Below are 13482 nucleotides of genomic sequence, written 5' to 3'. Positions count from 1 at the left end.
CCGAATAAGGCGCGGGGCAAAGAATTTGGTTGGGTTGCGGCCAACCAAAGGGGCACGTTAAAGCATTACTTGCTGGCGACCGTCTCTGGCTGCCAGCCGCCGCCAAGGGCTTTGTAGATCGCGACGATGCCGCGGTACAAATCGACTTCGGCCTGGGCCTGGGTGTCTTCGGCTGCCAGACGCTCACGCTGAGCATCGAGCAGGACGAGGAAGTCCACGGTGCCTTCGCGGTAGCGAATTTCGGCGAGGTCCGCAGCGGCGCGGCTTGATTCGCTTTGACGAATCAGCGAAATCAGGCGCTGCTGGCGTTTGCCGTAATCGCTGAAAGCATTTTCCGACTCTTCCAGTGCCAGCAATACGTGCTGCTCATAGGTCGCCAGGGCGCCTTCGGCTTCAGCATCGGCGCCGCGCAAACGGGCCCGCACGCTGCCCAGGTCGAACGCCGCCCAGGTAATGCTTGGGCCCAGTGCCCAGGCATTGGCCGCCGACGAGCCGATTTGCGAACCGCGCCCGGCAGTCCAGCCAAGAAAACCGCTGAGGCTCACCCGAGGGAACAAATCAGCCTTGGCCACGCCGATACGCGCGGTGGCAGCCGCCAATTTGCGTTCGGCGCTGCGGATGTCCGGACGACGTTGCAGCAGTTCACCCGGATCACCGATGGGCAGGGCCTTGGCGATCGCCGGCAAGTCTTTTGGACTCAGGTCGACGGTCAGCTTGTCTGGACGTTCACCCAGCAGGGTGGCGATGCGGTTGCGCTGACGAACCTGTTCGGCTTGCAGTTGCGGCACGCTGGCTTCGACAGACGCCAGGCGCGCATCGGCACGAACCACGTCCAGCTGATCGCCAACACCGGCGTCACGCAGGCTTTCGGTGATCTTGCGTGACTCCTGCTGGTTGTTCAGGTTGGCCAGGGCAATCTTTTCCCGCAGTTGCGCGCCGCGCAGTTGGCCATAGGCGTCCACCAGTTCGGCAATCATGGTGACTTGCAGTTGGTAAAGATCGGCTTCGGCCGCTTGCTGTTCAGCGTCGCTGGACTCCAGGTTGCGCTGGATGCGACCGAACAAGTCCAGTTCCCAGGCCATGTCCAGGCCCAGGTCATAGCGTTCGCTGTTGACCCGTTTGGTGGTCTGACCCGGAATCTGCCCTTTGCCCAGATCGCTGCTCGCGCGGCTGGTGATGGTCGGCATGGCGTCATTGCTGGCGTCATCACGAATCGCCCGGGCCGCTTTCCAGCGGGCGAAGGCCACACGCAAATCACGGTTGCCTTGCAAGGATTGCTTCACCAACTGGTTGAGGGTCGGATCGTCGAATTGCTGCCACCAGATGCCTTCGAAACGGGCGCGGTCAAAGTTCTTCTGACCGGCGCTGCCATCGGTGGCGGCCGTGATGTTGGCCGCCTCGGTGGCTGGGGTCTTGTAGTCCGGGCCGACGGCACAGGCGCTCAGCGCCAGTACCAGCAGACTCGGCAGGAAGGCTTTCAGGCTCATTGTTGCGCCTCCAGTTTCAGGGCTTTGGCCGCTTTGCGCGCTTCACCGCGTTCCACAAAGTTGCGAATCAGTACGTAGAACACCGGCGTCAGCAGCAGACCGAAGAAGGTCACCCCGAGCATCCCGGAGAACACCGCCACACCCATGGCATGACGCATTTCGGCACCGGCGCCGCTGGAGAAGACCAGTGGCACAACACCCATGATGAACGCGAAGGAGGTCATCAGGATCGGCCGCAGACGCAGACGGCAAGCTTCCAGTACCGCTGCCAGCGGGCCGAGACCTTCTTCCTGCTTATCCTTGGCAAACTCGACGATCAGAATCGCGTTCTTACAGGCCAGTCCCACCAGTACGATCAAGCCGATCTGGGTAAAGATGTTGTTGTCGCCGCCCGAGGCAATCACCCCGGTAATGGCCGACAGCAGGGTCATCGGTACGATCAGGATCACCGCCAGTGGCAGGCTCCAGCTTTCGTATTGAGCAGCGAGCACCAGGAACGCCAGTAGTACGCAGAGCGGGAACACGAACAGCGCAGTGTTGCCGGACAGAATCTGCTGGTAGGTCAGGTCGGTCCACTCGTAGGTCATGCCGTTCGGAAGTTCATCCTTGAGCAGTTTCTCGATGGCTTTCTCTGCCTGGCCGGAGCTGTAGCCTGGGGCTGCCGCACCGTTGATTTCAGCGGTGATGAAGCCGTTGTAGTGCATCACGCGGTCTGGCCCCGAGGTGTCGCTGACCTTGATGAAGGTCGCCAGTGGGATCATCTCGCCACGGTTGTTACGCACTTTCAGCTGACCGATCTGATCCGATTCGAGGCGGAACTGTTGCTCGGCCTGAACGTTGACCTGATAGGTGCGACCGAAGCGGTTGAAGTCGTTGGCATACAACGAACCCAAGTAGATCTGCAGGGTGTCGAAGATGTCGCTGACGGCCACGCCGTGGGTCTTGGCTTTTTCCCGGTCGATGGCGGCATCGACCTGCGGCACGTTCACGGTGTAGCTGGTGAACAGACCGGCCAGTTCCGGCACGCTGCGGCTCTTGGCGATGATGTTCATGGTTTCTTTGTACAGCTCGTCATAGCCCAGGTTGCCCCGGTCTTCGATCTGCAGGCGGAAACCGCCAATGGTCCCCAGGCCTTGTACAGGCGGTGGCGGGAAGATCGCCATGTAGGCTTCCTGAATCCCGGCGTACTGGCCGTTCAACGCACCGGCAATCGCACCGGCGGACATGCTCGGGTCTTTACGCTCGTCGAAAGGTTTCAGGGTGACGAACACGATGCCGGCGTTAGGGCTGTTGGTAAAACCGTTGATCGAAAGGCCAGGGAAGGCCACCGCGCTTTCCACGCCAGGCTGTTTCAGGGCCAGGTCGGACATGCGCTTGATCACGTCTTCGGTACGGTCCAGGCTCGCGGCATCCGGCAGTTGAGCGAAGGCCACCAGGTATTGCTTGTCCTGGCCAGGTACGAAACCGGTCGGCGTGTTGGAGAAACCGAAGAAGGTCAGCACCATCAAGCCTGCGTACAGCAGCAGGGCGATACCGCTGCTGCGGATAACCCGGCCCACGGTGCCGACATAGCCATGGCTGGCACGATCGAAGAAGCGGTTGAACGGACGGAACAGCCAGCCACCGAAGATCTTGTCCAGCACCTTGGAGAAACGGTCCTTCGGCGCGTCATGACTTTTGAGCAACACGGCGGCCAGTGCTGGCGACAAGGTCAGCGAGTTGAAAGCCGAGATCACGGTCGAAATCGCAATCGTCAGGGCGAATTGTTTGTAGAACTGACCGGTCAAGCCGGAGATGAACGCGGCCGGGATAAACACCGCACACAGCACCAGCGCCGTCGCGATGATCGGACCGGTCACTTCACGCATCGCACGCTTGGTGGCTTCTACCGGAGTGAGTCCGAGCCCGATGTTTCGCTCGACGTTCTCCACCACCACAATCGCATCGTCGACCACGATACCGATGGCCAATACCAGTCCGAACAGCGACAGGGCGTTCAACGAGAAGCCGAACAGGTGCATCACGGCAAACGTACCGATCAGCGAAACCGGCACCGCCACCAACGGGATGATCGAAGCGCGCCAGGTTTGCAGGAACAGGATCACCACCAGCACAACCAGGATCAGCGCTTCGAAGAGGGTGTGAACCACCGCCTCGATGGAACCGCGCACGAAGATCGTCGGGTCATAGACGATGCTGAAGTCCATGCCTTCCGGGAAGTTCTTCTTCAGCTCGGCCATTTTCGCCCGAACGTCGTTGGAGATCTGGATCGCGTTGGAGCCTGGGCGCTGGAAGATCGGGATCGCCACCGCCGGCTGGTTGTTCAGCAAGGAGCGCAGGGCGTATTGGCTGGAGCCGAGTTCGACGCGAGCGATGTCTTTGAGGCGAGTGATTTCACCATTTTCGCCAGAGCGAATGATGATGTTCTCGAACTCTTCCTCGGACACCAGACGGCCTTGAGTGTTGACCGACAGCTGGAATGCTGTGGCATTCGGTGCGGGCGGAGCACCCAGGGCACCGGCCGCCACTTGACGGTTCTGTTCACGAATCGCGGTGACCACATCGGTGGCGGTCAGGTTGCGCGAAGCGGTCTTGTTCGGATCGAGCCACACCCGCAGCGAGTAATCGCCCATGCCGAACAGCTGCACATCACCGACACCGCCCAGACGCGCCAGCTCATCCTTGATGTTGAGCAAGGCGTAGTTGGACAGGTAGAGCATGTCGTAGCGTTTGTCCGGCGAGGTCAAGTGCACAACCATGGTCAGGTCGGGCGACGCCTTGTCGACGGTGATACCGATGCGCGTCACTTCCTCGGGAAGCTTGGGCTCGGAACGCGTCACGCGGTTCTGCACCTGCACCTGCGCGTTGTCCAGGTCGGTGCCCAGGGCGAAGGTGATGGTCAGGGTGATCTTGCCGTCAGCGGTGGATTGCGAGGACATGTACAGCATGTTCTCGACGCCGGTGATGGCTTGCTCCAGAGGAGCGGCCACGGTTTCACCGATGACTTTAGGGTTGGCGCCGGGGAAGTTGGCACGGACCACCACGGTTGGTGGCACCACTTCCGGGTATTCGCTGATCGGCAACTGGAACAGCGAGATGGCACCGGCGATCAGGATCAGCAGCGACAGTACCGCTGCAAAGATCGGCCGTGAAATGAAGAATTGGGAGAAATTCATCGGAGTAATTGCCCCTTAACCGCGTGGAGTCGCAGCAGCCAGTTTCACAACCGTACCCGGCGCGACCTTGGCAGGTGCGACTTGGGGCAGGTTGCTGGCTTCCAGCGCTTGTCGTTGTTGAGCGAGAGCCGCGAGGGTTTCCTTGCTGGCCATCGGGATCACTTCAGGGCTGACCGGCGAACCAGGGCGAACCCGTTGCAAACCCTTGACAATGATGGTGTCGTCTTTGTTCAGGCCGCTGCGCACGATGCGCAAACCTTCGATTTTCGGACCCAGCTCGACGGGGCGATAAGCCGTTTTGTTGTCGGCATCCATCACCAGCACGAACTTTTTACCCAGGTCGGTACCGACCGCTTCGTCGTTGATCAACACCGCGGAGTAGGTGCCGCTGCCCACCAGTTTCAGGCGTGCATAAAGACCCGGGGTGTAGCTGCCGTCGCTGTTGTCGAACACCGCACGACCGCGGATGGTGCCGGTCTTCGGGTTGACCTGGTTGTCGACGAAGTTCATCTGGCCCTGGTGCGGGTTACCGTCTTCATTGGACAGGCCCATGTAAACCGGGGTGGTGGCGCCGCGTTGACCCTGGCGGGCGAGCTGGTTGTACTTGAGGAATACACGCTCGTCGGCGTCGAAGTAGGCGTAGACCTTGTCGGTGGACACCACGCTGGTCAGGGCGGTGGTGTCGGCGGTCACCAGGTTGCCAGCGGTGATTTCCGCACGGCTGACACGACCGCTGATTGGGGACGTCACGCGGGTGAAGCTCAGGTTCAGTTTGGCCAGGTCCAGTTGCGCCTGGAGTGCACCGACGGCGGCGCGAGCCTCTTGAGCGGCACTGGTACGCGAGTCGGCGAGTTCGGCGGAAATCGCGTTGCTGGTGCGCAGGCGTTCACCGCGTTGGGCTTCGTTTTCACTGCGGGTAGCCGTGGCGCGAGCTTGCGCCACCAGGGCCTCGAGGCGGCGGACCTCAGCCTGGAACGGACGCGGGTCGATCTGGAACAACAGATCGCCTTTCTTGACCAATGCGCCTTCGGTGAAGGTTACGTCATCGATCTGGCCGGAGACCCGTGGACGAATCTCTACCGTTTCCGGCGCTTCCAGGCGCCCGGTGAATTCGTCCCACTCGTTGACCGGTTGCTCCAGCACCTTGGCCACGCTGACTTTGGCCGCGGGCATGGTGGCGGCAGCGTCCGGAGTCTTGCCGCAGGCGCTCATCACCATCACGGCCAACAGGGCCAAGGGGAAGCGCAAATGTTTGAGTGACTGTTCCATGGATGCATCCGCCAATGTATTGAGATGGGCGGATAATGCTTGGCGGGGCGGTATCAAACGAATCGAACGAGGCAAAGGTAACTATCATTCGGAATGATATAAGCCAGAAGCAAGCCCTCTAGCATGCACCTTTCGTTAGCGGGCTATCAAATGAAATGATGACAATTGTGTGTTGCGTGGAGTGCAAAGGTCTGGCTTGAAACCGTGTCGCAGCCTTCGCTGAGGATGGATGGGGCCCCGCGCCCCGGGAATTTTTGCGAACTGTTTGTTTTCGTCACACGAAGCTCCAACCAACGTATGCTCGACTCCGTTCAGCAAGTCTCGCCGCGGCTGTTACAAGGCAGGATTTTCTGAGCTCGCCATTCCTTAATCAGCCCGCGACGATTGCGAGAGTAGCGTTCGACAAGCACCTCAGCGTGTGCGACGTCATCCAGGTCTATCACCCGGAACTTGCTGTCAGCCTCGCACCATGCCGCCAGGGAACGCTTGGATTCGATAAACCCCAGCATGATCGGCCAGATAATTTGCTCATCAACAGGCGCATGAGCAATCGATAGCGTGATACGCAACTTGCATTGGTCGCGCAGTGCACGGCGGATTTCGCTTAAGTCGATCGGTGTGGAAAGAGTGGCGGGCCTACTTACGTAGAATGTCTCATCGTCGAAGGCCGGACGCATTTCCAAAGGCAAGACGGCGTTAATCTTGGCCAATGCGTTATTAACAGCGAAGGCAAACTTGTCGTCCATCTGACGACTGATCCATTGGGCGCCGGCTACAAGCGCTTGTATTTCTTCTTCTGTAAATGAGAGAGGGGGAAGAAGAAATCCAGGCTTGAGAACGTAGCCCAAACCAGGTTCACCCTCGATGTCGGCCCCCATACCCTGCAGTGTCAGTACATCGCGACGTATGGTGCGAAGTGACACCCCCAACTCCTGGGCGAGTGTCCGTCCCGATACCGTTCTGCGATGTCGACGGAGAACTTGCATCAGTTCAAACAATCGGTCACTTCTGGACATTCCTACTCCATTTCGATGACGCCTTTACCGCCGAGTTTTCGACCTTTTTCGAGTTCCCCGATCAATTGAATAGCGTCGCTTAGGGAAACGGTTTTTCCTATCGGGATCCTGAAACTTCCCTCACTGGCCGCTTTGGCAAGCTTATCCAGAATTTCAGCGCGCGGTGATCCGATGATTGGTTTGAGTCTGCGATCAAAAATAGCTCGAATAAACTTGCCAGGGCCTGGGTTCAGATCCAGAAACACGCCTCCCGCTCGCAACATCCCAATGCCTGTCGAAACCGGTAGCGTCGCCGCAGTGTCGTAAACCAAATCGAATCGTGTGGCGATACTCGATACCTGCGTGTTCCGATAATCATAGACGGTCTGCACCCCCAGCGACTTTGCTCGCTGGATGTCCTTGGCGCTGCAACTGCCCGAGACGACAGCGCCATGTATCAGCGCTATTTGTACGGCTGCTTCGCCGACGGCACCGGCACAACCGTTTACAAAAACGTGCTGGCCGGCTTGCAGCTTCGCTTTGTCGATTAGCCCGTTCCAAGCGGTTATACCGGGCGTGCCCAGACACGCGGAATCCTCGAATGAAACATCATCGGGCTTATGCGCTAGAAATGCTTCTTTTGTGATGACGGCTTCGCCAAACGCGCCGCTTTCTTTGAATCGGGCCAGACCGAAAACCGCATCGCCCACCTTCAGCCGCTTGACGCCTGGGCCGACCGATAAAACTGTGCCGGAAAAATCCATACCCATTGCTCGAGGTAATGTCCTCCCGGTGACGATCTTCATCCGTCCACTGCGCAGCTTCCAGTCAATCGGATTGATCGCAGCAAACTTGACCCTTACCGCCACCTCACCTTCACTTGGGGGGAGCAGGTCAAAGTCATCGACCCGCATGACCTCCGGCCCGCCGTACCTGTTGTACTGAATGCGTTTCATCATGCGTCTCCAAACTCCAACTAACGATTGAGGTAGTCACGGAGACGACTCTATAGCGCTATGTGGACAGTTTTTGTCACCATTCGATCGCTGTACAAGGCGTGTACTCATCGAGACAAATCATGGATGAAGTTCTTCAATGCCGGGCAGGCCATTACAGTTTGTCATCCCACGCAACGCTGCTGTGGAGTCGGCGTAAGTGTCAAAAGCGTACCTCCTTGCCGAGCTGAATCGTAGGCAGCGTCCATGACCTGCATGATTGCCTCGGCGTCGCGTAATGATGCAATTGGCTTGGCCCCGTTACGGCACTCAGCAAGCACTTGTTTGACGAACAGTGGGTAATAGACGTCTGTGTCCAGTTGTAGTCGGCGGCTTCGAGTGCCGGCCGCAAGGTTCTGTCGATCCCTTATTTCGATTCGGTCGGGACCGGATTTGGCATACATGTGATCAGATGAAAGGGTAAAGGAGAACTCGCGCTGCTCGTCGGCGGTGCTGGGAAAACTGTATCCTGTTTCCACAACACCGATCACGCCATCCTCAGTCTGCAGGGTCAATACCGAATAGTCTTCGACGGCACCCCGATGCGTGAGTGAATTCATAACGGCTGAGACTCGCGAAACCTCCTTACCGGTCAATAGTCTGAAGAGATCTATGAAATGCGTAGCCACGTTGATCGTGGATCCGCCTCCTGAAAAAGCGGGATCGATGGCCCAGCCTGAGCCTGCAGTTTCATAACGAGCGGGCGGACCTACGATGAAACGGAAAGACATGTAGTTGAAGTCCGCAGGCAAGCGTCCCTCAGTATCTTGCAGTGCGCCAAGCAGTTCACTCATGCGGAAGATCAGCGGTACAGCACAGTAGAGATTGGCTTGCTCGGCTAGCTCACGTAGCCGTGTGACCTGTGCCATGTTGATGCCGCAGGGCTTTTCCAGGGCAAAGGGAATGTTTCGTGCAATCACGGCCTCTGCCAGCGACGGCATTTCCGAATGCCTGCCGAACACGAAAGCAAAATCGACCTCCTCGCGCTCAAGCAACTCATAGGATGAGCTATACAACGCGCATTTGAATCGCTCGGCAATTGCTTCACCCTTCACGTGCTCCGAATCCGATACGGCCACCACTTGGACCCCGTTGGTCTCAAGAGCATTCAGATACAGCGGGACATGCCAATGGCTGACCTCCAGTAACGCAACTTTCATGTGTACTCACTCCTGGCGCGGTGCTGTTACGTTATCGGGGTGGTAATCGAACCCAAGGAAGCGTAGTGCAAGCAACGCCTGGCCTTTGTGCATGGGGGCCCCGTCCTGGGTGCGACAACCTCTTTTACGCGCAGCATCGCAAAGCGGTGTCGATTCCGGCGAGTTGATGATATCCACGACGAGGGTGCCGGGTTCGAGTCGCTCGGGATCCACAGGCATAGGATCATTCTTGTTCATGCCAAGCGGCGTGGCATTGATCACGATTTCATAGCCATGTGGGTCGGGTGGGCCAGAAAGCGTGATGCAACCTGTTTCGGCAGCAACGGCTTTCGCCAGATCCTCGGCTCGGTGTTCGTCGACATCGGAGATAGTGAGCGATCGAGCTCCCGCCGATGCGACGGCAAATGCGATCGCTCTGCCTGCGCCCCCAGCTCCGACCAAAAGAACGTTCTTGTTCGCTGGATGAAAGCCTTCCCATTGCATGCCAAGAACACAGCCGAGGCCATCGAATACGGCACCGACCCAGCGTCCGTCTGTTTCGCAACGAATGACGTTGATTGCACCCACTTGACGAGCAGTCGGATGAAGTTCGTCGACAAGAGCCAGCATCCTTTGTTTATGAGGCATGGTGACCAGGATGCCGGCGAGATTGTTCAATGCTCTGGCACCGGCCACGAACGAGGACAGGTCATCGGCCTTGACCTCCAATGGAATACAAACCGCGTCTGCCTGTTGTTCTATAAAGAGTCGGTTGAATAGTTGCGGAGACTTGGCAGCCGCCAGCGGATGGCCGACCAATCCATAAAGCCGAGTTGTTCCTGTGATATGTGAGGCCATGGTTGCCTGATATTTGATGTTGACGGGAAGAGGAGCGCTGGCTGGCTTCTTGGGCATGCACAGCGTCGATGGCTATGCATTGGCAAGTGCCGACCGCATGATGCTGCTCTGCCCATCGGGCCTGTGGGTCGCGAAAACCTAATGGTCGCACTAGTGTAATCGTCGAAGGTCGTTACGAACGCAGTTGGCTAGCCAGGTCATTCGGGACGGCTGTCTGAGCTGTGCCCCGCATCGCTTCGGCCCGCATACGATCGTATTCTTCTTTGGCAATAGGCACTGCGTTGCGCTTGCCGAGATCTTCAAGGCGAATCCGGTATGTTTCGCGTGTAGTGAACGCCGCGATCGCAGCGATAACACAGATACCTAATGTAAGAGAGCCGATTCTTAGCGGGATATTGTCAGAGCCGGGGGGCGCAACAGTGACGAAGATTGCCGGGAGAAACGCAGTCATCGCGGTCCCTATGTTCTGTCCGATGGCCATGCCGGTCACACGCACCCGCGTACGGAACAACTCGGGAAAGAGGCTCGGAAATACACCGTTGAAACCCTGGTAGGCGACGCCCCACATGAGTACGGAGAGAACCAGCGAAAGCCACAGGTTATGGATGCTGATAGCGTACAGATACGCGTACGAGAGCAGTCCCGCGCAGAGAATGCCAATAATGACTGGGGGCCTGCGGCCGATCTTGTCTGAGAGGTTACCAACGAAGGGGATCAGGATCACCGCGCACATGTTACCCAGCAGAGGAATCCACAAATAGACGCCTGCAGGGAAACCGATTCCATAGGCCGGTTGAACCGCATAGGTAGCGCCAAATACCGAGGCGACAATGGCGATCACCGCAGCAAGTGCCATGCAGATCACACGCAAGAGATCACCCCAGCTCTGCCGGATGACTTCGACAACTGGCAGGACAGTAGCTTCGCCTTGCGTTTTTTGTTTGGCAAATACAGGTGTCTCGTCGACCTGGCGGCGAATGATATATCCCAGGATGACTACGATGACGCTGAGCAGGAACGGAATCCGCCAACCCCAGGAAGCGAACTGATCCGCAGGCATAAAATGAGCGAGAGGCAAGAAGACTGCTGCCGCGAGCAATTGCCCGGCCTGAACTCCTTGGAGAGTAAAGCTCGCGAAGTAACCACGGCGGCCGGACGGGGCGTGTTCGAGAATCATGGAACTGGCGCAGGAGATCTCCCCGGCCACCGCAAAACCCTGAATCAGGCGCAACGTCACAAGCAGCACCGGCGCCCAGATCCCGATCTGCTGGTACGTTGGCAGAAGTCCGATACACATCGTCGAGAAGCCCATCAGGAACATGCAGTAAACCAGAACCGTTTTACGGCCGTGGCGATCACCCAAATGCCCTAGGACAACAGCGCCTATCGGCCGGGCGATATAGCCCACACCAAAGCTGGCCAGAGAGGCAATGATGCCGACCGCTGGGTTATCAGATGGAAAAAAGAGCTGTGGAAACAGCAAGGCCGCCGCGGTCGCATAGATAAAGAAGTCGTAATACTCCAGCGCTGAGCCGATCCAACCGCTAGCTGCGGCTTTTTTTGACTGGCCTTTGGAATGAGCGTCGATCGGTATGCTCTGATTCATAACGTGTCTCCGGTTTCTCAATTGTTGTTATTGTAACTTCGTTCCATCAGTAATTCTGTTACCAGAATCGCCGCCTTGTCAAGGGAGTCGTTCCGTGGTCGATCAAGGCGTAACGCTGGTTAATTGTGAGGTGCTGAGTTCGTACGTCTGACGTTGTCGCCAAGCCGAGCGAGCACGCTAAAGCCCGCTCGTGCAATTGAGCGAATAGGCTGTAAGAGGATGAACAGGCTCCGACGCGTCAAGCGCTCAGCACTGTTGCTTCATACAAAGGGTAATGAGGCCAACGACAGGTTCTAACGTCGTAGTACGCCGTCTTGCCCGTTTGCCAACCTACAAGCTATCTCGCGAGAGATGACCGTCGACGAGCCTCGAAATGTTCAACGGATTGGCGTTCTTGAGAGCATCGGGCAGCAATGCGTCAGGGTAGTTTTGAAAGCAGACGGGTCTCAGGAAGCGGTCGATGGCCAAAGTGCCGACCGAGGTGCCCCGACTATCGGAAGTCGCAGGATAAGGGCCGCCGTGGACCATTGAATCGCAGACCTCGACACCGGTTGGGTAGCCATTGATGAGGATGCGACCAACCTTCATCTCCAACAAAGCAGTCAACTCTACGAATTGCGTAAGGTCTTCTGGCTCACCAATCAAGGTTGCGGTCAATTGTCCGTGAAGGGCATTGATGGACGCGTTGAGCTGCGCCTGGTCATTGACCTCGATGAAGATAGATGTAGGGCCAAAGATTTCCTCTTGAAGGACCTTGTCGCCTTTCAGCAGCAACTCTACGTCGGCTTTGAACAATTGTGGCTGCGCCTGGTGACCCTGTTGGTTACAGCCAGCCAGGTGCACGATGCCGGGGTGCGCGTGCAGGTTCTGCAATCCAGCCGCATAGCTGCGCAGGGTGCCTGCGTTGAGCATTGTTTGTGCCGGTTGGTCGTTTATTAACGCCGCCACTCTATTCTGAAAGGCACTGAATGCATCCGAGCGAATGCCAACCACCAGTCCGGGATTGGTGCAAAACTGCCCGCAACCTTGAACCACCGAAGCGGCAAGATCGTGAGCGATACTGTCGGCCCGACGCGAGAGGGCGTGGGGCAGGATCACGACCGGGTTGATGCTCGACATCTCAGCGAAGACTGGAATAGGCTCGGGGCGAGCAGCGGCCATGTCGCACAATGCTCGACCGCCTTTGAGCGAGCCGGTAAAACCAACACCCTTGATGAGCGGGTGTTTTACCAAGGCTTCGCCTACGCCACTGCCATAAATCATGTTGAAGACACCGTCAGGCATGCCACTGCGCTCGGCCGCCCGGATAATTGCGTTGGCGACCTGTTCTGCAGTCGCCATGTGGCCGCTGTGGGCTTTGAATATCACCGGACAACCCGCCGCGAGCGCGGAGGCGGTATCGCCGCCGGCCGTGGAGAAGGCCAACGGAAAATTACTGGCACCAAATACAGCAACCGGACCGATGGCGGTGCGGTACTGGCGAAGATCAGGGCGTGGCAACGGCTTGCGAAGTGGTAACGCTTGGTCGATGCGAGCGCCATAGAAGTCACCACGTCGCAGTACGTTTGCAAACAGGCGCATTTGACCACTGGTACGTGCGCGTTCGCCCTGGATGCGAGCTACAGGCAATGCTGTTTCACGGCAAACCAGGGCAATAAACTCATCGTCCAAAGCCTCTAGCTCTTCAGCAATAGCATCGAGAAACTCAGCCCGTTTGCTCGCGCTCAGGATGCGGTAGCTGGAAAAGGCGTTGTTGGCTGCATGGGCAGCGTCCTCGATTTCTTGCGCGGTCGCCTGGTGGAAGGCATAGGGTAGGGTTTCCCCCGTGCTGGCATCCACACTCTTGACGATGATACTGCCGGCGGCGCTGCGCTGACCGCCGATAAAATTCTGGCCGGTGATGAGGGACATGGTTGTCTCCAGGTTGAATGTGCAAGAGATAGCTGGGCGAGGCATT

Annotated in this window: 9 protein-coding genes; all 9 read right to left on the bottom strand. The window is 57.8% G+C overall.

Going from position 1 to position 13482, the window contains the following annotated elements:
• Positions 1–65: 65 nt before the first annotated feature.
• Positions 66–1487, bottom strand: a complete 1422-nt coding sequence (locus tag JUI81_RS03000) for an efflux transporter outer membrane subunit (protein ID WP_019579047.1) — start codon at positions 1485–1487, stop codon at positions 66–68.
• The gene (locus JUI81_RS02995) at positions 1484–4663 is read right to left on the bottom strand and encodes an efflux RND transporter permease subunit (protein ID WP_019579046.1); all 3180 of its coding nucleotides are present in this window, start codon (positions 4661–4663) and stop codon (positions 1484–1486) included. The genes JUI81_RS03000 and JUI81_RS02995 overlap by 4 nt, the downstream gene beginning before the upstream one ends.
• A gap of 15 nt (positions 4664–4678) precedes the next feature.
• Entirely contained in the window at positions 4679–5932 is a 1254-nt protein-coding gene (gene mexE, locus JUI81_RS02990) for a multidrug efflux RND transporter periplasmic adaptor subunit MexE (protein WP_019579045.1), read from the bottom strand.
• Positions 5933–6243: 311 nt separating this feature from the next.
• Positions 6244–6948 carry a YafY family protein gene (locus JUI81_RS02985; protein ID WP_019579044.1) on the bottom strand — a complete coding sequence of 235 codons (705 nt, stop codon included), beginning with the start codon at positions 6946–6948 and terminating at the stop codon, positions 6244–6246.
• 2 nt (positions 6949–6950) lie between these two features.
• Positions 6951–7883, bottom strand: a complete 933-nt coding sequence (locus tag JUI81_RS02980; protein ID WP_026331661.1) for an NAD(P)-dependent alcohol dehydrogenase — start codon at positions 7881–7883, stop codon at positions 6951–6953.
• Positions 7884–8047: 164 nt separating this feature from the next.
• The gene (locus JUI81_RS02975) at positions 8048–9082 is read right to left on the bottom strand and encodes a Gfo/Idh/MocA family protein (RefSeq protein ID WP_111455245.1); all 1035 of its coding nucleotides are present in this window, start codon (positions 9080–9082) and stop codon (positions 8048–8050) included.
• A 6-nt stretch (positions 9083–9088) separates the two neighbouring features.
• Complete coding sequence (locus tag JUI81_RS02970; RefSeq protein ID WP_239077655.1) at positions 9089–9976, bottom strand: shikimate dehydrogenase; 888 nt, start codon at positions 9974–9976, stop codon at positions 9089–9091.
• Positions 9977–10091: 115 nt separating this feature from the next.
• Positions 10092–11525, bottom strand: coding sequence for an MFS transporter (locus tag JUI81_RS02965; protein WP_096480174.1), 1434 nt, complete (start codon positions 11523–11525; stop codon positions 10092–10094).
• A gap of 330 nt (positions 11526–11855) precedes the next feature.
• Positions 11856–13436 (bottom strand): aldehyde dehydrogenase (NADP(+)), encoded by a 1581-nt coding sequence (locus tag JUI81_RS02960; RefSeq protein ID WP_019579039.1) that lies wholly within the window; start codon positions 13434–13436, stop codon positions 11856–11858.
• Between the last annotated feature and the right edge of the window lie 46 nt (positions 13437–13482).

Origin of the sequence: Pseudomonas sp. 008 (genome assembly GCF_016861935.1) — a bacterium.
Taxonomy (GTDB): Bacteria; Pseudomonadota; Gammaproteobacteria; order Pseudomonadales; family Pseudomonadaceae; genus Aquipseudomonas.
The sequence above is the reverse complement of the archived record's forward strand: the minus strand, read 5'-3'. Positions and strand labels throughout refer to the sequence as shown.